This is a genomic window from Parabacteroides sp. An277, assembly GCF_002159645.1.
Taxonomy (GTDB): domain Bacteria; phylum Bacteroidota; class Bacteroidia; order Bacteroidales; family Tannerellaceae; genus Parabacteroides.
The window spans coordinates 1-21,969 of the sequence record NZ_NFJB01000048.1; the positions used below are offsets into that span (position 1 = coordinate 1).

Below are 21,969 nucleotides of genomic sequence, written 5' to 3' on the forward strand. Positions count from 1 at the left end.
GCAAAGGTAGACACTTTTATATTACCCACCAAATATTTTGCCAACTTTTTTGTGAGAAATTTTAATTACCCCTCATTTTAAGATAGTTACAAACCCACTTTTTTACAACTATATCCCCTCCCGTTTATAACGGGAATCGATTCCGTTTATAATTGGATTCCTTTTCGATGTTCGTTAGATTCATCAAGAAAGAAAGCGAGCATTCCAATATACACTCTCCAGCGTATACATTAATATAAAAGGAGACATCTGCGAATTAACTTTAAATCAAACCACAGGCTCACCAAAAAGCGTAGCAGAGGAAGCGTCGACGATTTTCACTTGTATGAACTGTCCAACATGAAAATTCTTTTTATCGAAAATAACCACCTTATTTTGGCTCGTCCGTCCAAATAATTGCTCACGCGAACGCTTCGAAAAACCTTCCACCAAGACTTCAAAAGTTTTCCCTACATCACGCAAGTTACTCTCCTCCGACAATTTATTTTGCAAGTCGATTAATCCTTGTAAACGTCTGACCTTCACATCTTCAAGAACATCATCAGTTAAATGCTTCGCCGCATACGTTCCCGGTCGTTCTGAATATTTAAAAAGATAAGCACTATCGTAACCTACTTCGCGCATCAACGAAAGAGTTTCTTGGTAATCCTCCTCTGTTTCAGAATGAAAACCGCAGAACAAATCGGTCGATATCGCGCAATCCGGAAGAATTTGGCGAATAGCGGCAATGCGATCCAAATACCATTCACGTGTATACTTCCGATTCATTATCTTCAAAATACGTGAACTTCCAGATTGAGCAGGGAGATGAATATAACGACAAATATTTGGATATTTAGCAATTACATGTAACGTCTCATCGCTCATATCTTTAGGATGCGACGTCACAAAACGAACACGCATATTGGGTACTTCTTGTGCTACTTTCTCTAACAACATCGAAAAGTTAATCCGTTCGCCGTTTTTCTCAAACAAATATGAATTTACATTCTGCCCCAACAAGGTAACTTCCTTAAAACCTTTTGCATTCATATTGCGAATCTCGTTTAAAATACTATCAATATCCCGACTTCTTTCGCGTCCTCTCGTATAAGGGACAATACAATATGTACAAAAGTTATTACATCCGCGCATGATAGAAACGAAACCCGAAATATGCACCCCTGGCAACTTCAAGGGCATCACATCCTTGTATGTTTCTTGCGTCGACAATTCTACGTTCATCACCTTTTCTCCTTGCTCGGCTGCCCCAATCAAATTTGGCAAATCCATATAAGAATCCGGGCCAGCCACTAAATTAACATGATGATTCTGAATCAAATCATCCTTCACTCGTTCGGCCATACAACCCAAGACACCTACCAAAAGTGATTTCTTTTTCTTTCGCAATGAATTGAAATATTGCAGGCGTCCATAAATCTTTTGCTCGGCATTATCGCGTACAGAACAAGTATTCACGAAGATAGCATCCGCCTCCTCGATATGTTCCGTAAGCTCATAACCTGCCATTTGCATCACCGATGCAACAACTTCACTATCGGCCACGTTCATTTGGCAGCCATATGTTTCAATAAACAATTTCTTGCTCGTTTCCTCTGTTGGGAGAGTAGATTTTAAGTCTACATCCTTTTCTTTTAGCATCATTTTCAATCTATTTTAATCGTTAAAAAACACTTATATCACGAAATAATCCGCATTTCTCTTGTCCAAATAAAAAAGCTCTTCTATATTTGCAACACGAAAAACGTAAATTTTTTCATAGTTAAGGTTTTGGTTTTTTGAATAAGGGCGGCTGTGAAGTTGCCCTTATTTCTTTTTATATAAACTTCTTTTTTTGCCTTTTCTTTCATTATTATCCTGTTAATTGCTTTTAATTCGGAATTAATTACTACATTTGGGATGCAAATGTAAGCAAAGTTATGGATAATCTAAGTAGTTTCATTTACATAATTATTATAGCAGCCATAATCTTCAACGGATTACGGAGTGTTTTTCGCAAATCGAAAACGAAAGAAGACGAGATTCTTCCGCCATTCGACCCTCGTCAGCAACCACAAACGGCACCGATACTCGAGACTCCCGAACAAAAGGATATAGAAATAGAAGAAGTACCGGCGCCTCAACCTGTAAAACGGAAAAACAGACGAAAGGCGCATCAGCCGACTCCGTCATCCGATTCGACTCAGGAAAAAGATATTCAGTCCTTCGTAGAAAAAGAAGAAACACTTTTCGAGAATCCAGAAGATTTGAAAAGAGCTTTCATTTATTCGGAAATATTGCATCGGAAATACAATTAAAGCACAAAATATAAATAGCAAGTATTACTTAAAACTATCATATCATGACTTTTAAATTCATCACAGCAGAAGAAGCTGCTACTTATGTTCACCACAACGACCATGTAGGGTTTAGCGGGTTCACGCCTTCGGGATGCCCCAAAGTGGTGCCTGGTGCCATCGCCAAACGGGCAATGGAAGAACACGCAAAGGGAAATCCTTTTAAAATCGGTATGTTTACCGGAGCTTCTACCGGAGACAAACTGGACGGCGAACTGGCTCGCGCCCATGCCATCCTTTTCCGCACACCTTATCAATCCAACAAGGATTTGCGCGCGGCTTTAAATGCCCATGACGCGGAATATTTCGATTTACACCTCTCGGAACTAGCGCAAGATTTACGTTATGGCTTTTTAGGGAAGGTGGATGTGGCTATCGTGGAAGCGGCAGAAGTCACAGACGACGGCGAAATCGTTCCAACATGTGGCGTGGGTATCTTGCCAACAATTTGCCGGATGGCAGACCGTATCATCATCGAACTGAACGACCAACATCCGAAAGAAATCCGTGGCATGCACGACCTTTACGAACCGGCCGATCCGCCTTATCGCCGAGAGATTCCTATCTATAAAGCATCCGACCGCATCGGTACGCCTTGCGTAAAAGTAGACCCCGCGAAGATTGTCGGCATCGTACGTACCAGTGAACCGAACGAAAACAAACCTTTTGCCCCGCTGGATGATGTCACGCTTGCTATCGGTAAAAACGTGGCCGACTTCTTGGTACACGAAATCAAGGCAGGCCGCCTGCCGAAGGAATTCGTCCCGGTACAGAGCGGTGTGGGTAATGTGGCCAATGCCGTATTGGGTTGCATGGGCGAGAACGAAGCCATCCCGGCGTTTGACGTATATACGGAAGTCATTCAAGATGCCGTCATCAAGCTCATGAAAGAGGGACGCGTGAAGTTCGCCAGCGGTTGTTCGCTCTCGGTCAGCAACGAGGTCATCCACGATATTTATTCGCACCTAGATTTCTTCAAAGACAAAATCCTGCTCCGCCCGCAGGAAATTTCAAACAATCCGGAAGTAGCTCGCCGCTTGGGCTTGATTGCGATGAACACGGCTCTGGAAGCGGATATTTTCGGCAATGTCAATTCTACGCACGTATTGGGTACGAAGATGATGAACGGCATCGGTGGTTCGGGCGACTTTACCCGCGCGGCCATGCTCTCTATCTTTACCACGCCTTCTACGGCAAAGGATGGAAAAATCAGCTCGTTTGTCCCGATGGTTTCACACCTCGACCACAGTGAACATTCGGTGAAGGTTATCATTACGGAATATGGCGTGGCCGATTTACGCGGAAAATCGCCCGTACAACGCGCCCGGTGTATCATCGACAACTGCGTGCATCCGGACTATCGCCCGCTGCTAAACGAATACCTGCAAATGGGTATCAAGGGCCATACGCCGCAAAACCTGAAGTGCTGCTTTGCCTTCCACGAAGAGTTTGCCGCGAGTGGCGACATGCACAATGTGCGGTGGGAAAATTACTTGAAGTAATCCGCCGGACGGCTTCTGATAAAGAAAAGGCACAAAGACGCTGTTTTTCCTTGCGTTTTTGTGCCTCTTCTTTTTCATCTTCTCTTTTTCATTTCTGCAGAACCTCAGAATTTTCAAAAATCACATTTTGCAGCTTGCAGAGCCCCAGAATTTTCAAAAATCGCGTTCTGCAGCTTGCAGAGCCCCAGAATTTTCAAAAATCGCGTTCTGCAGCTTGCAGAGCCCCAGAATTTTCAAAAATCGCATTTTGCAGCTTGCAGAGCCTCGGAATTTTCAAAAATCACATTTTGCAGCACGGAAATGCCCCGGAATTTTCAAAAATCGCATTTTGCAGCACGGAAATGCCCCGGATTAGAAACTTTGCATATCGCAAAGCCGTTTGTAATAGCCGCCAAGGCGCAGCAGGTCGTCGTGCGTGCCGCGTTCCACGATTTCGCCTTCGTGCAAGACGCAGATTTCGTCGGCATTGCGAATCGTAGACAAACGGTGGGCGATGACGATGGTGGTACGCCCCTGCATCAAATGCTCCAATGCCTCCTGCACGAGATGTTCGGATTCGGTATCGAGCGCCGATGTAGCCTCATCGAGAATCAAAATTGGGGGATTTTTCAAGATGGCGCGGGCGATGCTGATGCGCTGCCGCTGCCCGCCGGAGAGTTTTCCACCTCGGTCGCCAATGTTCGTATCGTACCCCTGTTCCGTCGCCATGATAAACTCATGCGCATTGGCGATACGCGCCGCCTCTTCGACCTGTTCGCGCGTCGCCCCCTCTACGCCAAAGGCTATGTTATTGAAAAAGGTATCGTTGAAAAGAATAGCCTCCTGGTTCACGTTGCCCATCAAGCCGCGCAAATCGACGAGGCGTACATCGCGGATATCGACGCCATCGATGGTAATCATCCCTTCCGTCACGTCGTAGAAGCGCGGCAAAAGGTCGACCAGCGTACTCTTGCCCGACCCAGACTGCCCGACAAGCGCAATCGTTTTACCTTTCGGAATTTCCAAATCGATATGCTTCAATACCCACTCGTTTTGGTATCGGAACCATACCTTATTATAATGGATAGCCTGTTCGAAACGGACAGGAAGAGGCGAAACGGGGTCGTTAATGTCCGATTTCGCCATGAGAATCTTGTCGATACGCGTCATCGAAGCCAATCCCTTTTGGATCGCATAGGCCGCTTTGCTCAAATCCTTGGCTGGATTGATAATGCTATAGAAAATGACAAGATAATAGATGAAAGTAGGCGCATCAATAGTGCTATGGTTGGCTAATATCAACGAACCGCCATACCAAAGAACAATCGCGATGGTAGCTGTTCCGAGAAATTCACTCATCGGATGCGCCATCTGTTGCCGTCGATAAACGCGAGTGGTCGTCTGGCGGAATTGTTCGTTCGCCCGCTCAAAGCGTGCTTGGATTTTCCGTTCAGCATTGAAAGCCTTCACGATACGCAATCCGCCCAGCGTTTCTTCAATTTGGCTCATCAATCCGCCCCATTGTTGCTGCCCTTCGAGAGATTTCCGTTTCAACTTCTTTCCTACTTGCCCCATGACGTAACCTGCAAACGGCAGCAAGATGAAAACGAACAACGTCAGTTGCCAACTGATGGCAATCATGCCTATCAGATAAATCGAAATCAGAATCGGATTCTTAAAGAGCATATCCAACGAACTCATAATCGATGCCTCGATTTCATTCACATCGCCCGAAACGCGGGCTAAAATATCACCTTTCCGCTCTTCCGAAAAGAAACCCAGCGGGAGTTGGGTGATTTTCCTATTAATCTGATTCCGGATATCACGGACCACACCGGTACGAATCGGAATCATGCAATAAAAAGCCAAATACATGGTCGCCACCTTCAAGAATGTCATGACCACCAGAAAAATACCCAATACAATCAAAGTAAAGGAACCGCCCCGCCGTGCAATCAAATCACTTACAAACCAGAAAAAATTATCCTTCAGCTGCGCAGGGATTTCTTTCAGCGTTTCCCAATCGCCTCCATTCCAGACGATAGGCGTATACGTATATACATCTTGGTTGATTTTAAAAAGAATCTGAAGAATCGGGATAATCAGCGCAAACGAAAACAGGTTCAAAATAGCCGACAAGATGTTGAACGCCACGTTCCACACCAGATATTTCTTATAAGGCGGGACAAAGCGCCGCAATATGCGTAGGAAATCTTTCATACGAAATAACTCTTGATTGGTAACAGGCGGCAAAGATACGCTTTTTTGTCTGAAAATATTTCGTACATTTGCAAGCATATGCAATTATTAATGTTAAATCTAAAAATAGAAAAACGATATGTTGATATCTACAATGACAGCCGACGAAATATACAAAGAACTGAAAGAAGAGTATTGGGAACTTCGTAATATTATGATAAACATTGCAGAAAAATGCATCCGCGACCATAAAACACTTAAAAACCGCCATCATTTCATTCCTCCGACCGGCTCAAAGAAAACCTATACGACGCGAAAGAATAAAAACAACTGGACGATAGAATGGCATATCATCAGTTACAGCAAGAATCAAGACCTTTCGGTTTTATTCCTCAGCTACACGACTTACGTGGACCGGGCCGGGAAAACACACTATGCGTTGTTGGGCACGCCCAACCAGTTCTTCCCCATGCTCATGTCGTCGCACTTCTTGCAACGTTACCGCGAACGATACCTCGATCTGCATCATATAAACACCGGCGGCATGTCTCCCCAAGCCTATTTCTTCATGAAAAACCGCCGCGCGCAATTGGTAAGTTACTATCCGAAGAACTGGACCGCAGAAGACAAAGAAAACAAGAGCGTGTACTATTGCACTCATGGATTGTACGTCTTGCGCTGGCTCCGGGAAGATTTCCCTTTGTTCATTACCTTCCTCGACGAAACTTGCCTTACGGAATACAAAGCGCATATATTCCAATCCGAAAAAGTGAGCGCACTATTCCAGAAGTACATCAACTTGAGCGTACATTCCAAAAACAAGTTCGATCCTATCCAGAGGTATTCCATCGCGAAGCAACTTATCCAAATACCCAATGCCAAAGAACTGTTGATTGATTTCTTCAAACGAGGAAAAGTGCGTCATCCGGAAGATGCCGAAATACTGGACCAGGCTATCCAACAATTTGACAAGAAGTGGGATTCGATCGTAGAGTATACCCAGGCATTGGACAACAACGAGGGAGTCAAACAACAACGCGACAGGCTTTTCCAGCAATATACCGATTTGCTCTTGTATGGAAAACCCAAGGGCGATCGGACGACCGACTTCGAACGGAAAGAATTGCTCAACAAGATGGCAAATCCGGAAAAGCAATTGTTCATCGAGCACAACAACACCGATTTATTCCAGATTGTCATGGACAAGATGAAGGAGTTCGACCAAAAGGTTCGCTAAATAATGCAAATTAACATCCAGAGGATTTAAACATCGCAGGCAGTTTACGGTCTATCCTTTCAAGACTAATTGAAAAAACGATAGAAACAGATAGAAACATGATGAAAAGGATGATGATGAGAATGATCTGGATGGTCTGCTGGATAGCAGCGTGTCCGATGTTTGCCCAACAACGGGGTGTAGAGATTATCGGAAAAGTACAGGAAGAGGCAACCAAAATCGCTATCGAGCAAGCGAGTGTCCGCCTGCTTTCGCCCAAAGACAGCAGCATGTGGGGCGGCGTAGCCACCAAACAGGACGGGTCGTTTCGTTTGGTAAATGTACCGGACGGGAAATACATTCTGAATATTTCCTATATAGGTTACGAACCTTTATATCGAGATATTCAAGTGAAAGGGGAACCGGTCCGTTTAGGTACATTGATGCTTCAAGAGGGAATCCAATTGGCTACTGCGGTCATTACAGGAAAAGCCCCAGAGATTGTTGTCCGTAATGATACAACCGAGTATAATGCCGATTCTTTTAAAGTGGCCGAAGGTTCTGTTTTAGAAGATTTATTGAAAAAAATGCCCGGAGTAGAAGTGGATAGTGAAGGCAATGTAACGGTCAACGGAAAAGAAATCAAAAAGATTATGGTGGATGGAAAGGAGTTTTTCTCCGACGACCCCAAGATTGCGTCCAAGAACCTTCCAGCCAAGATGATTGACAAGGTACAAGTATTAGACAAAAAAAGCGATATGGCTAAAATGACTGGATTTGACGATGGCGAAGAGGAGACCGTCCTCAACCTTACTGTCAAACCGGGCATGAAGCAGGGTTGGTTCGGGAATGCTTATGCAGGTTATGGAAGCCATGACCGCTACGAGGCCAATGCCATGGTAAACCGCTTTTATAATAACGACCAAATCACCTTCATGGGCGGTGCCAACAACACCAACAATATGGGGTTCTCGGATATGGCCTCTTCGATGTTCTCCGGAATGCGGGGCGGATTGGGTAGCAGAAGTGCTGGCTCTGGCATCACATCGTCGGGCAACGGAGGCGTAAACTTCAGCAAAGAGTTTAACGAAAAGGTAACGCTCGGAGGCAACACGCGTTATTCCCACTCCGACAACAACGCGGAGCGAACCAGTAGTGAGCAGACCTTCCTGCCTGGCGATAGCATCTCTTATTCAGACAACCGGACGATTTCAAACAACCGGAGCGATAATGTCGGGTTCAACTTCCGATTGGATTGGAAACCGGATACGCTTACTCAAATCTTCTTCACGCCTGATTTCGGATATAGCCGAAGCCACTCTGCCCAAACGCAATTCACGAATACACGTATGAACAATGATACGTTGAACACAAGCGCCTCGGATGTATTCTCCGACGGAGCTGGATACGATGTAAGCGCCCGACTCGAATTCAGCCGCAAACTGAACGACCGGGGACGCGTCATCAGCTTCTCGCTCTCGGGAGGCGTCAGCGATTCGTACAACAATGAAGTAAACTATTCGAACACGGAATACCTACAAGAGAACAGTTCGGAACTTATCGACCAACATATCCGATATGATAACCGCAGCTTCAACTACCGGGCGTACGTTTCGTGGGTCGAACCTCTGGGGAACAACAACTTCTTGCAAGCTACTTATAGTATTTCCCAACAAAAACAGGAATCATTGAAAAACGCCTACACGCCCGACGAGACTACGGGAGAATACACTGTTCTCGACACGACCTATAGTCGCAATTACCGAAACAATTATATCAATCAACGCGCCAGTTTGAGCTTCAAAGCACAACGCGAAAAGTACAATTATATGATTGGTATAAACCTCGACCCTTCCTATTCGCGGAGTGAAAACTTTGTGGGAGACACGACACTTTCCGACCTGAGCCGTTCAGTTGTAAACGTATCACCTATGTTGCGCTTTAACTATCGCTTCAACAAACAAACGAATCTTCGTATCAATTATAACGGACGGACAAGCCAACCCAGCATGACGCAACTTCAACCCGTCGAGGATAATTCCGACCCGCTCAACATCATCGTAGGTAATCCCGACCTGAAACCGCGTTATACCAACAGCATGAACATCCATTTCAACCAATTCAATCCCCAGCAGCAACGCGCGTTGATGGCAATGATAGGCGGAAGTTTCACAATCAACGACATCGTAAGCAAGACCATTTATGATGGAACTACCGGCGGAAGGCGGACGACTTACGAGAACGTAAATGGAAACTACAACCTGAATGGCCGCCTCTTGGTCAATATGCCTTTGCGCAATAAGAAGTTTTCGGTAAATACCAATAGTATGGTCTCGTTCAGCAATACGAACAGCTTTGTCAATGGCGAAAAGAACCTCAGCAAAAGGTTGAATGCTACCGAACGGGCAGGTATCGATTTCCGTTCCTCGTATTTAGACATCGGCGTGAATGGGAACTTCAGTTACGGTCTGACGCGCAATACACTTCAAGGACAAAACGACTTGAATACGTTCAATTATAGTGCGGGTGGCTATACTACCATTTACTTACCTTGGGATATTAAAGTGGAGAGTGACATCTCTTGGTCGGCCAATTCCGGCTATGCCGAAGGCTATGAGGAGAAAGCCATCCTTTGGAACGCGTCCCTCTCCAAATCGTTCCTCAAGAACAACCAAGGCACGCTCCGTTTCAAAATATACGATATCCTCCAGCAACGAAGCAACATTTCGCGTACCATCACCTCCAGCAGCATACGCGATTCAGAGACTAACACCCTGAATAGTTACTTTATGTTCCACTTTATCTACCGTTTCAATATTTTCAAAGGAGGCGGGAATGACACGCCCGACCGTAATCGCCCGATGCATCCCTCGCGCGAAAGAGGCTTCGGAGGTCCGCCACCTCACATCCGGTAAACCCATCTAAAACTCGTTTTCCCCGCCGGAAACTTTCCTTCCTGCCGAAGAAAACTTTCTTTCCCTACGGAAATTTCTATAAATATCGTCGATATTTGTACACGTATCGACGATATTTGTATATCTTTAGCCTAAAGATAAATAAACATCGACGATACGCGGAGAAAATATAGTTAGGAAAGGAAGAATTTACGCCGTCTTTGGAAGTTTTCTCTGGATTGAGAAAGGAATGATACAAAAAACATTTTCGGTTTCATCCTCCAAACCGAGGGATTTCGCCCTTAAATCCCCCGCTTTCGGATAAGAACTCAAATTTTTTTGCTTAAAACTCTTGCTATTTCATTTTTCCTCCTTACCTTTGCATCGATTCCGCAATGGAGAGCGTTCCATCCAAGGGAATCAAACGAAATATTGACAAGTATTTACTACGGAGATTATTCCAATCTAAAAAATCTAGCAAATTTTTAAGTTCGTCGGAATAATGGACAGTAAATGCTTGCGTGTAGTACAGATTATTTGAGGGTTTCCTATGCCATATTATATGGTTGCAGGGGAATTAAAATATAATCGTATAAAGCGCGGGCTATTGTTCTATTGTTGACGAACGGGTTTTGCTAGAGCCTTTAGATTGATAATAGAAACGCCCGCGCTTTTTTTGTGTCCGGACCTTAAGAAGCTACGGCGTGCCTATTACTCTCCTCTATTTATTAATCTTTTAATTACAATTTAAAATGAACAAAAAAGTACTTACGCTTTCAGTGGCGTTACTCTTAAGTAGCGCATTGTTTAATGGTGTAGAAGCTGTTACTTTTGTGGCAAAAAATGTGCAAGAAACTGCTCTTGCCGCAGGAGAAGAACACGCTATCGGTGAAGGTAAATATTTCATGATTCACCGTTCTGAATATAAGGCTGCGCCTAATACTAATAGTTGGAATTCAAACGATGACAATTATTTAGTAATGGCTGATGGCGCATTAGTTTGGACAAGCAATACGTCTTTGTTATCCGAGAATCCTGCGGCATATTGGAAGATTGAAGATGTAACAGTTGCTGGCGAACCTATGATTGATAGAGCAGAGAGAGTTGTTCGTTTAGTTAATGGCAACAATGATGAAGTGCTGACTTTGGATGCCAATACACACAAATTAGCAACAGCTACCACTGCAGATGCAGACAAAATTACACGCTTTCATGTAGATGGCAATGGTAATAACAATGCTATTTTGTGCTATGAAGTAAACGGGCAAAAATACATTTTGGGTGATGCAGGAACTACTCTTGGCACTTACACCGACAGATGGGAATTGCAAGGTGTTGCTGAAAATGCAACTGCAGGAGGTGGAACTTTCGTTGACTTTCAAGTCGAAGCTATTAACGAAGTAGCTATCACTGCGGATGAATTGAATTCAGAATTGAATGGTGGTTTTGAGTTAAACTTTACTTCTAAAGGCGAGGCTTACGAAAACTTGACCGGTGCTGAACCTTTCGCGGGCAAGTTGACGGCTGTGGCAGCCAATACAGCCGGAACACAGTACTATTTGAGAACATCGGATGGTCGTTACGTAATTTTGGAAGATGATTATATTGGCGAAGCAGATGCTACGTTGAATGGCACACAGAGTGCGTTTTATCGTGGATACAACTTCAAGACAGTTAGTGAACATGCTTGGAGTTCGGCAAATAAAGATAATGGTACGTTTACTATCTTTAAGTCTTACGATTTCAATAATACAGACTCGTTGATTGTATCTTTACCAGTTGTTAATCAGATCGGTACAATCCAAAATGGATTGAATCGTAAAGCTGCAAACAATGAAAGCGGTCTTCGTGTATTCGTATCTACTGTAAATGTGGCTGGTGTAACAAGCAACTTATTGACGACTATTGCTTATACAAAAGCAAATGACATGTTGGCAACCGTTCGAGACAATGCATACGGAAATGCTCAAATGGGTGCATTAGCTCCTAATATCGCATTGGGTGCTTCAAACATCATCGATTACAGCCGCTTCATCGGTAAGGTTTGGAATATTACAGACAGAAACGGCAATGTAATGTCTCCTGAAGAATGGACTGCAGATATCGATTCTTGGAGCCAATTATTTGCACCAGCTGAACAAGTAGATTTAAGTAAGCCAGAAGGTCAGTGGTTGTTCAACCAGGATGTAAATGGTTATTATTTCGTAAACCGTGAATCCGGCGAACGTTTTTACTTGAATAACACATACGGTCATGGTGGTGTATTGCGTACAACGGGAACAACAGATTTGTATGAAGTTTATGTAGATGAATTTGCAGGTACAGAATGGAATTCTCTTTATATTCGTGAAGCAGCTAATGCTGAACTGGGTAAGACTGAAAACGGTTATGTGAAGTTTGATATGAACGAGGAAGATAACAATGGCAAGTATCTGTCGTTCGAAACTTCTTTAGGCTTGACAGCTTATGTAGGCAAGGATGCAGACGACAATGTAATCTTGACTACAGACAAGAGCCAAGCTATTGAATTCCGTGTTAAACAATTGAGCCACGATTTCACTGACCACGATGGTGTGGAAGCTCCAGATACGTTGCATCATTATACTACGTTCTTGAACTATGATAGCAACAACAATGTCATTTCTGATGTTGATACGTTGCAGTTCTTCCACTATGCATTGTATGAGAACTTCTCTGAAAGATATCTGAAATATGATGCTGATACGAAACGGTTCGAACTGAGCGATAATGCAGAAGACGAATGGAATCCAGCTAATAACGAACACGAAGACTTCGATTTGTATGCTGCAAATTATGCTTTCGTAGTTAAGGAAAAAGAAGATGGCACGTATGTCTTAGTTCGTAATTATGCTATTGATTATGACTATTGCAATTCATCAGCAAATCATGCTATCCAGAATAACTGGAACGGCGTAGCTGCTACATTCGACAACATCTTTGAGGTGAACTTCGGTGCTGATGCTTATCTTCCTGAAGATGTAAACAGAAGCGAATATGCAAATGGCTATGCTCACAAAGCATATATGGGTACTCAGAATGGCGGATTCTTGGCAGATATGGCTTATCTGTATAACTACAACGATAACGACCGTATCACAATGGAGAATACAGACCAGACTGAATATATGTACATCACAGGTTCGCAAGATACCGTGAAGATTGCATTACAGTCTCGTCCGAACTACTATTTGTATGAACAAGGAACTAACGGTACGAACTTCTTAGGTATGGAACATGTAGCTGACGTGGATGATATGGCTGCTGCACTCTTCGTGGACACAGCATACGTTCGCAACAATACTTATCGTCCGCAATATTTGTTAGCTGTAGATGCTTATCATGTGGAACCGGTTTACGATAGTCATCCAGACCAGACAATTCCGCACTTGCTCCATGCAGATTCTACTTACGGCCGCTTCTTGGTGAACATGGTGGATTCGGCTTATGCATACGGTATCAACCGTAACACCAACCCGTATATCTGGGATACAAATGCTTATTATCGTCTTGCGTTCATCGACGGTATCCACACGGGCGACAAGTTGATTCTGAACACAGAAGATGCAAAGACAACTATCAACCTCGGCGACAACAACGATAAACTCTGCACGTTCGCATTCCGTTATGTAGATGCTGACCGTGAAGGTGTCATTATCGAAACTCGTTACAACACGACGACTGGCAACGTCGCTCCAGTTCGTGGTTATCTGAAATTCCAGAATAGCGTTCCGGTTGTAACAAGCAGCTATGACGATGCTCATATCTTTACAGTTGATAACGAGACAACGGAAGCTCCGACCGCTAACGAATCCATCACCGCTGAAGGTGCAGTTTCTGTAGTTGCTACCGACGGTGCCGTCATCATCAAGGGCGCAGAAGGCAAGAATGTAGTCATCGCTACCATCTTGGGTAAGGTTGTCGCTAACGAGACAGTCAACTCGGATAACGAGACGATCGCTGTGCCGGCAGGTATCGCAGTCGTTTCAGTGGACGGCGAAAGCTTCAAAGTAGTAGTTAAATAAATGAAGAACTAAGAATGAGGAATGAAGAATCCCTGCATGGCAAATTCTTCATTCTTACCTCTTCATTCTTCATTAAGAAAGAATATTGTTCATAACATTTAAATTTTAGTTATTAATAAATAGTTGATAAGCTGCATGTAAGCCTTTCGCGAGAACCGCAGCAGCGTTAGTATTAATATTAGTAGAAAATTCTATTCAAGGCGCTCCTTTCTGGGAAGACCGGGGCGTGAAACTCTTAAGAGCCTCTTTCCGTTGACGGGAAGGGGCTTTTTCTTGTTTGTTTTCTCAAAAAATGGTAGCTTTGTAGGCAAAAGGAAATTCCATGGAAGAAAAAAGAAGTAAATACATAACGCAATTCCAAATAAAGAAAATGTGGGGCAGAGTTGATTTGGCTTGGTCGCAAATCCACGAAGATGTGAATATCCTCGTCGGCATCAACGGATGCGGAAAAACAACCCTGCTTAATCTGATATCGGATTACTATACGGGGCAGAAAATCAAAAAAAGTATGGCCGAATCCGTGAAGGGAACAGCGATAGACAGTCCTGTCACATACATCCGTTCGTTTGACGTACCCGCCAATGTGAAGAAAAAGACAGAAAGCATCTTGCTACAAGAGCTTAAACACATCGTGAATCAAAACGGGGAAGGCACATCGTTCTTCGACTATCGGATGAAAATGCTTAATTTTCCCCAGAAAGCGGCACATATCCAAAAACGTATTGACAAGTTCTTTTGCTTGGTCAATCGTTTGTTTGAAGAAACAGACAAGCAAATCTGGATAAATCCCCACAACAACCAATTACAGTTTGTGATACGCGGGAAACAAGATACGATCATCCAATTAGAAGACCTTTCGTCTGGCGAAAAACAAATGTTGCTCATCCTAACTACTGCTTTTTTGCAAGAGGAAAAGCCTACTATTTTATTGATGGACGAACCTGAGATTTCCTTGCATATCAGTTGGCAAGACCGGTTGATCGAATGGATACGCACACTGAACCCTAATTGCCAATTAATACTCACCACGCACTCTCCCAATATCTTTGCCAACGGCTGGGAAGACAAAATCATATTCATGCAAGACTTAGAGGAAAAAATATGAACAAACGGGATTTCTATGAAAAAGCAGCCAAAGGATTAGCGGCTTCTACGCGTTTGTATGGTGTAAATGCTGTAGTCCATGTGGAAAACAAAGACGATATTTGGTTTTGGCAACAACTCCTATCCAAATATCGACCGGGGCGTTACAAATTCAAGCCTGCTACGCTGAATGAAAAAGGGAATCTCACCACCGGATGCACCCAATGCCTGAAATACAAAGATTTCCTTTCATCCAGATTCTTTATCTGCATAGACAGTGATTTACGTTATTTATTGGAAGAAGAATTAGCTGCCGAAAAAGGTATTCTGCAAACGTATGCTTATTCTTGGGAAAACCATTGCGCTTTTGCCTCAAAGTTACAAACGACTTTCGACTATCTGGTCAAAAAGGAGAAAAGGTTCGATTTTGATTCCTTTCTGCGGCAATATTCCCAAATTACGTATCGCCCCTTCCTACTTATGCTGTATCATGAGCGGGAAAACAAAGGTACGTTTAAACGGGATAAATTCCGTCAGTGCATCACGCTCCAATACGAACAAGGCGATGAACAAGACAACGGCTTTAGCTTTTTGCAACGCATGGCTCATCGCTTAACAACCGCCACTGAACAAGAAGCAGATTGCCATTTCAATTTCGAAACAGAAAAAGCATACTATGCGCCATTCGGATTACATGAAACAAACACCTATTTATATGTACGCGGGCATTGCCTTTACAATGCTTTGCATACTATTGGCTCTAAACTATGCGAAAATACAGGCATCGACTTTGAACAGAACATCCTCAAATCTGCTCTTGCCCTTGAGCAATATGAAGAAATAATCCACATAAAAACCCATATCCAAAAGTTGCAAGCCCTTCATTAATTTGCGCTGTACACACTTCGCTTGCAACACTGCAAGGGCTTCGCTTGCGCCTCCTCAACGACATCGTTTGAGGCTCGGCAAGCAAAGCCCTTGCAGAGGAAACGGCAATACGCCGTATCGAGAACGTCAATACGGCGGAAAGAGCGTGTCAATACGCCGTATTGGGCGAAGTGGCACTTCGAGCGCAGTCGAAAAGCCTCTGAATACTCCGCAGGGATGTTTCCACTCCGGTCGGCATGACGTAAAATGAATGGGAAGATGCATTCGTAACTAAGCGAAGACCTGCTTCGCAATACGCGAAAGCACTGTTCACCATACAGAGAAGGCGTCCTTCGCAACGCTTTGCTCCAGACGCCATCTGTGGTATGAGAATATTTATGCCTTATTTCTTTTCGCAGGCGGACATTTCGGTTTGATAGAGCGCTTCGTCTCGACACATTTTGTCGTACCAGTTCTTCTTCAAGACAAAGCTGGTAATGAGAAGAACAAGAATGCTGGAGACGAGCGGCATACCATCTTTAAGCACCAGGTACATCGGGATAACCGTCAGGCACATTTGCCACACGATGCCGACGCATACATTGAACATATCGCGCTTGAAATGCCGGTTGGCCTTTATCTGCGGGTACTTGGCTACCACACGCTCATGAACCGGTTGCCAAAAGCCCCAAGGACGAACCGTGAGATAGAAGCGCTCCAACGTCTCCTCGTCTACAGCCGGTGCCGTATAAGTTCCTACCACGCAACCCACAAGCGAGATAACAAACAGGAGTGGAAAGTAGAAAAGAGGCAGCAACGGTGCCTGCTGGGCATAAACGCCCACCCGTTCCACGAATTGCCCGTCGACCATCGTGTACTGGTCGAAGACGAGCGGGCAAACCAACGAGGCGAGAATACCTGTAATCATGCCCCAGAAATAACCGTTCCCATTGAAACGCCACCAATGCCACTTCAACAGATTGGAAGCAATATAACCACCCCACAACGCGGAGGTAATCCATTGCAATACGGAATTGACGCTCTCCACAAAAAAGCCAATCACCACACTGACCGCCACGACGAGTACCGTCACAAGGTGGCTCATGCGAATCATCGTCCGGTCGTCGGCCTGCGGATTGATGTATTTCTTATAAATATCGTTCACGATGTAGGCAGGAGCCGCATTGGCCGTTGAGGCAAACGTAGACATGAAAGCTGCCAGCAGTCCGGCCAGCAACAAACCACAGATGCCCACCGGGGCAAATTGCGTGATGGCATTGGGCAGTATCAGTTCGAAGTCGATAGTGCCCCGACCGGTCGTCAGGTCTAAGTCCGAGAAGAACGCCAAGGCCAAGACGGTAAAACCCATAATCATCAAATAACGTGGAATCAGAAGAATCACTGGCACGGAACCACTCATCAGGGCAGCTTCTTTGGCAGTACGACACGAGAGAATCTTCTGCATGTCGTAGTTCGGAGCCGGTCCGGCCATACTGGCACATACACCCTTGAAAAGCATCATCATAAGGAATATACCGAAGAGTCCGTACTGGTCGCTCGCGATTTTCTCGTTTACATCGCGGAAGACATCGGTCCATTGCAGATCCAAGGTCCACGTCGGCATCAGGCTGTCCCAACCCGCCGGGACAATGGCCGAGAGCGTTTCGGGACTGACTTTCAGCATCGCAATGACGGCAATCGTAATGCCGGCCACCGTCATGATAGCAAACTGCACGACATCTGTCCACACAATGCTAAACATACCGCCCAAGATGACGTATACCGTCGCAATGGCTGTAAAGAAAATACCATACGCATGGGGTACATATTCCGCTGGTATGTCGAAGGGAACGAATTGCGAAACCACATCCCACGGAAAGAAGATTTCCATGAACTTCCCTACGCCGATGAAACCATAACTCAAAAAACCAAGTACACCTATCAAGGCATAAACCACCACAATCGTATGTGAAAGCCGCGCCCCACGGTCCGTCCCGAAGCGAGTCTGAATCCATTCTGCCCCCGTCAATACATTCGAACGTCGAAGCCACACGGAAAGGTAGACCATGAGGAACACCTGGTTGAATACCGGCCAGAGCCAAGGCACCCACGCGCTCTTCAGGCCGTAGACGAAGGCAAGCGTCACCATCCACATCGTCCCAGAGATATCGAATTGTCCGGAAGCATTAGACAGGCCCAGCATATAGAAGGGCAACGACTTTCCTCCCAAGAAATAGGAATCCATGTTCCGAGAAGCCTTCTTCTTCAAGATTAAACCGATAACCACCATGGCCACCAGGTAGAGGGCAATAATGAAAATATCCAACCACTGCAACTTCATAGCAAAAGACTTTTAGACATGAAACGGGTATTTTTATCAATCAATTCATTGATACGGGCAACGGAAGCTGCCGAGCGCAACCCGTCGGATGGCGTATGCAGGCAATAATCCACCAGGCGCGGAATATCCGAGACAGCCACGTGCATCCGCGTATCGCTCGAAGCATAATAGATATAAACCGTTCCATCTTCATCGGCAATCCATCCATTCGAGAAGAGGACGTTCGACACATCGCCCACGCGCTCTTCGCCTTGTGGTGCTAAGAAATAACCGGCCGGGTGGGCAATGATACGCGCTGGGTCGTCGAGCGAAGTCATATAAAGGTAAAGCACATAACGCAATCCCGCCGCGCAGCCCCGCACGCCATGCGCCAAGTGCAACCAGCCTTGAGGCGTCTTGATAGGATGTGGTCCTTCGCCGTTCTTCACCTCTTTAATAGTATGGTAATAACGCCGGTCGATGATGCGTTCCTCTTTCACTTCGGCATGGGTTATGTCGTCTATCAATGCCCAACCAATACCTGCGCCGCCGCCTGCCAAGATGAAATCGTCCTGCGGACGGGTATATAATGCGTATTTTCCCCCGACAAACTCCGGATGGAGTACCACATTGCGCTGCTGGCTCCGGCTCTTCAAATCCGGAAGCCGTTCCCAATGAAGCAAATCCTTTGTCCGGACGATACCGGTCCTGGCAATGGCAGACGACAAATCGCCAGCCGGTGCCTTCGGGTCGTGCCGTTCGCTACAGAAGATGCCATAAATCCAACCATCCTCGTGCGCCGTAAGCCGCATATCGTAGATGTTCGTTTCCTCCGGGTCCGTATCCGGCAGCGCGACAGGTCTTTCCCAGAAGCGGAAATGATCCACCCCATTCGGACTTTCGGCAATGGCAAAGAAGGATTTGCGGTCTACACCTTCCACCCGTACCATCAACAGATATTTTCCGTTCCACTTGATTGCCCCCGAATTCAGGCAAGCATTCACACCAATACGTTCCAAGCAATAAGGGTTCGTCTTCGAATTCAAATCGTACCGCCACGCCAGCGGGACATGTTCGGCCGTCACGACCGGATATTGATACCGGCAGACAATACCGTTAGTCTCTTGCATCAAATGATTCTTCCGCTGCAATAACAACTCCTGCTCCTCTTGCAACGCATGCAATCTTTGTTCAAATACTATGTTCATAATTATCCGTTTGCTATATAACATCTTATTCATTCGTTTTCAGGATAGAGCGAAATACGGTTGGCGCGGTGGAAGGCATGGATACAAGTATTCACCTCCACCTCCAACTCAAATACTACCTCGTTTGTCTCTGGATTTATTTCGATAATATGTCCACCATAACCACCGTTGCTAAGTCGATTATTAATACCTGGACAAAACAAGCGATTGTTTGTTTTCGGAAGATATTGCACGCCGGAAATTTGTGTAGAGAAACAACTGCTTCCCCGTTCTCTTCCATATTCCCACACTTGACGTATCGTCATATTCTTTTCGTCTACTTCATATTCTACCGCCCGGCTATATCTTTCGGCTGACGATTCCACATTATAAAAGCGACTGAAACCATTGTCAAAACACATAATATGCCCATTCGGCAATTCCACGGGGCAATGCACGCCCCAGCCCCAGTCAAAATCCGGATGCGCTTTCGTACCGTTCAATACTTCAGGGTCAGTGATAGGTTCTCCGTCCTTATCCAATGGAGTTAGCAAATATTTTTTATACGCATCTTTCCAAGCATTATGAGGTGCAATCACCCATTTCAGTTCTCCCGACTGAGAAAACTTTACCAGCCCTTGCCAACGGCATGAGCAGAGCACGGAACCATCCGCCGTGGCAGTCACGCCGTTGTTATGGCACCAATTATTATGGGATTGAGCCATTGTATTAGATTCATAGCCCTCCGGCACTACCGAAAAAGTGATTCGGGTGGTATCTAATATTTGAGCCAAGTCCCATTCACGCGCAACAGTTCCATTTGCCATATCAAATTCCATGATGAAGTCCAATATACGAGGCATCCCGTCTGCATGGACAGCTCCCGGCTTTGTCACAGCAACCAAACAACGATTCTCTCCAAAAGGACTGGCTTCATGATGGTATTTATATCCGGTAGCCGTCAAATCCCATTGATGGACAAGATTTCCCAACACATCCACCTCCACCAGTTGATTGTGATTGGCATCCCCTGTAAGATAATTCCCATTTGGCAAACGATGCAACCCGCATTGGGCACCGATATGCACCAATTCTTTTGACGTTCGCCAATCCAATATCCAACGGATTTCCCCATCGGCATCTACCATATAGGGGCGAGAAGTATCGTCTTCGTTTTTCCCCGAACTATTCACCAGTGTCAATCCCGGTTCCATCTTATCCACCGAGGCTTTTACCACTTTGAAATTCGGCATATTATTCAAGGTTAACGCCTCTGTTTTCAAGTGTAAAGTTGTCCGCCCGCGTTCGTTCCCCTCCTTATCTTGATAAACGATTTCCACCAAGTTGTCATAATCGGCATACAAGCCTAATATCGTAATGAATTGCGTTTTTTGAGCAGAAAAGGCTGTGCTATGTTCAATATCGGGCGTTTGATGTCCTTCTTTTGTATGCACAAGGGTCTGGATGCGGCCACCTTGCGGGAGGTTTAAACGTACTTCAGCTGCTAAAGGACAGAAGCCTGAAGGGTTTACTTGGGCATAAGCGACGAACGATTCGATGGAAGTTCCCAGCGTTGGTATTTCCAAGACAGAATTATCAGGAAAGGTCAATGTCGTTTTCCAATGCTCCGTATCTTTTTCAATAGATTGAATCGCGTGGGAAGGCAACGCAAGTGTTTGCGTTTCAAAGACGAACCTATATTGTCCTTCGTTTTCTTGGACATCCTTCAACAAGACACCTTCTTCAATCAATTGCGTTATCGTGTCGCACTCCGCCGGACGAAACTCCGCCGAATCATCTTCTTCCGTACATCCGACGAAGAAAAGGAAAAGAAGGGATAATAAGTTTATGACTTGCTTTTTTACCATAATGCTATATCTGTTTTCTATCTAACACAAACTTTAGATTTATGTTGCATGATTTCTTATCAAAAATAACTACGCCCGGCGGAGCCACGTTCCTCCCTATCCCGGAGCACTACTGTCGGCTGAGCCGGAGAAGTACTGTCGTGCCACCCGGAGTAATGCTATCGGCTTGCCCGGAGGAGTACTGTCGTGGCAAGCGGAGTAGCACTCCTCCGGGACCCGGAGGAAAATTCTTAAACCAACGTCACGTTGTAGGTCAACGTGCGCGGAGCTTTCAACATCTTGTTGCCATCCGCGAAATAGGTCTCGATTTCCAGGCGATACTTGCCCTCGGCGAGGTCATTCGGCACGTTGAATACCACGCGGGAAGGTTCGTTGTAGAGGACGTCGGTCACAACCGTCGGCACTTCCAGGTCGCTGACCAGCCGGATTTCGTGCAGCGTCACACCGTCCTTCTGCACGCATTTGACTTTCCGTC

Annotated in this window: 13 protein-coding genes; 7 read left to right on the forward strand and 6 right to left on the reverse strand. The window is 45.2% G+C overall.

Annotated elements, in window-relative coordinates; all coding sequences use genetic code 11:
- Nucleotides 1-267 precede the first annotated feature (267 nt).
- Nucleotides 268-1,644, reverse strand: a complete 1,377-nt coding sequence (gene miaB / locus B5F77_RS14050; RefSeq protein WP_087331872.1) for a tRNA (N6-isopentenyl adenosine(37)-C2)-methylthiotransferase MiaB — start codon at nucleotides 1,642-1,644, stop codon at nucleotides 268-270.
- A 275-nt stretch (nucleotides 1,645-1,919) separates the two neighbouring features.
- Between miaB and B5F77_RS14055 the strand changes: the two genes are divergently transcribed.
- Entirely contained in the window at nucleotides 1,920-2,297 is a 378-nt protein-coding gene (locus B5F77_RS14055) for a hypothetical protein (RefSeq protein WP_087331874.1), read from the forward strand.
- Between the two features lie 44 nt (nucleotides 2,298-2,341).
- Nucleotides 2,342-3,838, forward strand: a complete 1,497-nt coding sequence (locus tag B5F77_RS14060) for an acetyl-CoA hydrolase/transferase family protein (RefSeq protein WP_087331877.1) — start codon at nucleotides 2,342-2,344, stop codon at nucleotides 3,836-3,838.
- A 351-nt stretch (nucleotides 3,839-4,189) separates the two neighbouring features.
- On the opposite strand, the gene B5F77_RS14065 is transcribed toward B5F77_RS14060, so the two are convergent.
- Nucleotides 4,190-6,037, reverse strand: a complete 1,848-nt coding sequence (locus tag B5F77_RS14065; RefSeq protein ID WP_087331879.1) for an ABC transporter ATP-binding protein — start codon at nucleotides 6,035-6,037, stop codon at nucleotides 4,190-4,192.
- A gap of 118 nt (nucleotides 6,038-6,155) precedes the next feature.
- On the opposite strand from B5F77_RS14065, the gene B5F77_RS14070 reads away from it, so the two are divergent.
- The 5 genes from B5F77_RS14070 (at nucleotide 6,156) to B5F77_RS14090 (ending at nucleotide 16,140) form a co-directional block, all read left to right on the forward strand.
- A complete protein-coding gene (locus B5F77_RS14070; RefSeq protein WP_140392893.1) occupies nucleotides 6,156-7,253 on the forward strand; it encodes a hypothetical protein in 1,098 nt (365 codons plus the stop codon).
- Between the two features lie 98 nt (nucleotides 7,254-7,351).
- Nucleotides 7,352-10,147 carry an outer membrane beta-barrel protein gene (locus B5F77_RS14075; protein ID WP_239446374.1) on the forward strand — a complete coding sequence of 932 codons (2,796 nt, stop codon included), beginning with the start codon at nucleotides 7,352-7,354 and terminating at the stop codon, nucleotides 10,145-10,147.
- A gap of 731 nt (nucleotides 10,148-10,878) precedes the next feature.
- A complete protein-coding gene (locus B5F77_RS15630; RefSeq protein WP_140392894.1) occupies nucleotides 10,879-14,169 on the forward strand; it encodes a DUF6383 domain-containing protein in 3,291 nt (1,096 codons plus the stop codon).
- Between the two features lie 322 nt (nucleotides 14,170-14,491).
- The gene (locus B5F77_RS14085; RefSeq protein WP_087331883.1) at nucleotides 14,492-15,274 is read left to right on the forward strand and encodes an ATP-binding protein; all 783 of its coding nucleotides are present in this window, start codon (nucleotides 14,492-14,494) and stop codon (nucleotides 15,272-15,274) included.
- Nucleotides 15,271-16,140 (forward strand): DUF4435 domain-containing protein, encoded by an 870-nt coding sequence (locus B5F77_RS14090; protein ID WP_087331884.1) that lies wholly within the window; start codon nucleotides 15,271-15,273, stop codon nucleotides 16,138-16,140. The genes B5F77_RS14085 and B5F77_RS14090 overlap by 4 nt, the downstream gene beginning before the upstream one ends.
- Before the next feature lie 382 nt (nucleotides 16,141-16,522).
- On the opposite strand, the gene B5F77_RS14095 is transcribed toward B5F77_RS14090, so the two are convergent.
- The 4 genes from B5F77_RS14095 to B5F77_RS14110 form a co-directional block, all read right to left on the reverse strand.
- On the reverse strand, nucleotides 16,523-18,460 hold the full coding sequence (locus B5F77_RS14095) for a sodium:solute symporter family protein (protein WP_087331886.1): 1,938 nt from the start codon (nucleotides 18,458-18,460) through the stop codon (nucleotides 16,523-16,525).
- Entirely contained in the window at nucleotides 18,457-19,647 is a 1,191-nt protein-coding gene (locus B5F77_RS14100) for a glycosidase (RefSeq protein WP_087331893.1), read from the reverse strand. Before B5F77_RS14100 ends, B5F77_RS14095 begins: the two co-directional genes overlap by 4 nt.
- Before the next feature lie 29 nt (nucleotides 19,648-19,676).
- Complete coding sequence (locus B5F77_RS14105) at nucleotides 19,677-21,494, reverse strand: aryl-sulfate sulfotransferase (protein ID WP_239446375.1); 1,818 nt, start codon at nucleotides 21,492-21,494, stop codon at nucleotides 19,677-19,679.
- Between the two features lie 230 nt (nucleotides 21,495-21,724).
- Nucleotides 21,725-21,969, reverse strand: a 245-nt coding sequence (locus B5F77_RS14110; protein ID WP_140392895.1) for a DUF4469 domain-containing protein, incomplete at its 5' end; no start/stop codon positions are given.

What these genes read in the sequence shown, in the direction of transcription:
- miaB (WP_087331872.1), bottom strand. Translation starts at nt 1,644, where the DNA reads ATGATGCTAAAAGAAAAGGATGTAGACTTAAAATCTACTCTCCCAACA.
- B5F77_RS14055 (WP_087331874.1), top strand. Translation starts at nt 1,920, where the DNA reads ATGGATAATCTAAGTAGTTTCATTTACATAATTATTATAGCAGCCATA.
- B5F77_RS14060 (WP_087331877.1), top strand. Translation starts at nt 2,342, where the DNA reads ATGACTTTTAAATTCATCACAGCAGAAGAAGCTGCTACTTATGTTCAC.
- B5F77_RS14065 (WP_087331879.1), bottom strand. Translation starts at nt 6,037, where the DNA reads ATGAAAGATTTCCTACGCATATTGCGGCGCTTTGTCCCGCCTTATAAG.
- B5F77_RS14070 (WP_140392893.1), top strand. Translation starts at nt 6,156, where the DNA reads ATGTTGATATCTACAATGACAGCCGACGAAATATACAAAGAACTGAAA.
- B5F77_RS14075 (WP_239446374.1), top strand. Translation starts at nt 7,352, where the DNA reads ATGATGAAAAGGATGATGATGAGAATGATCTGGATGGTCTGCTGGATA.
- B5F77_RS15630 (WP_140392894.1), top strand. Translation starts at nt 10,879, where the DNA reads ATGAACAAAAAAGTACTTACGCTTTCAGTGGCGTTACTCTTAAGTAGC.
- B5F77_RS14085 (WP_087331883.1), top strand. Translation starts at nt 14,492, where the DNA reads ATGGAAGAAAAAAGAAGTAAATACATAACGCAATTCCAAATAAAGAAA.
- B5F77_RS14090 (WP_087331884.1), top strand. Translation starts at nt 15,271, where the DNA reads ATGAACAAACGGGATTTCTATGAAAAAGCAGCCAAAGGATTAGCGGCT.
- B5F77_RS14095 (WP_087331886.1), bottom strand. Translation starts at nt 18,460, where the DNA reads ATGAAGTTGCAGTGGTTGGATATTTTCATTATTGCCCTCTACCTGGTG.
- B5F77_RS14100 (WP_087331893.1), bottom strand. Translation starts at nt 19,647, where the DNA reads ATGAACATAGTATTTGAACAAAGATTGCATGCGTTGCAAGAGGAGCAG.
- B5F77_RS14105 (WP_239446375.1), bottom strand. Translation starts at nt 21,494, where the DNA reads ATGGTAAAAAAGCAAGTCATAAACTTATTATCCCTTCTTTTCCTTTTC.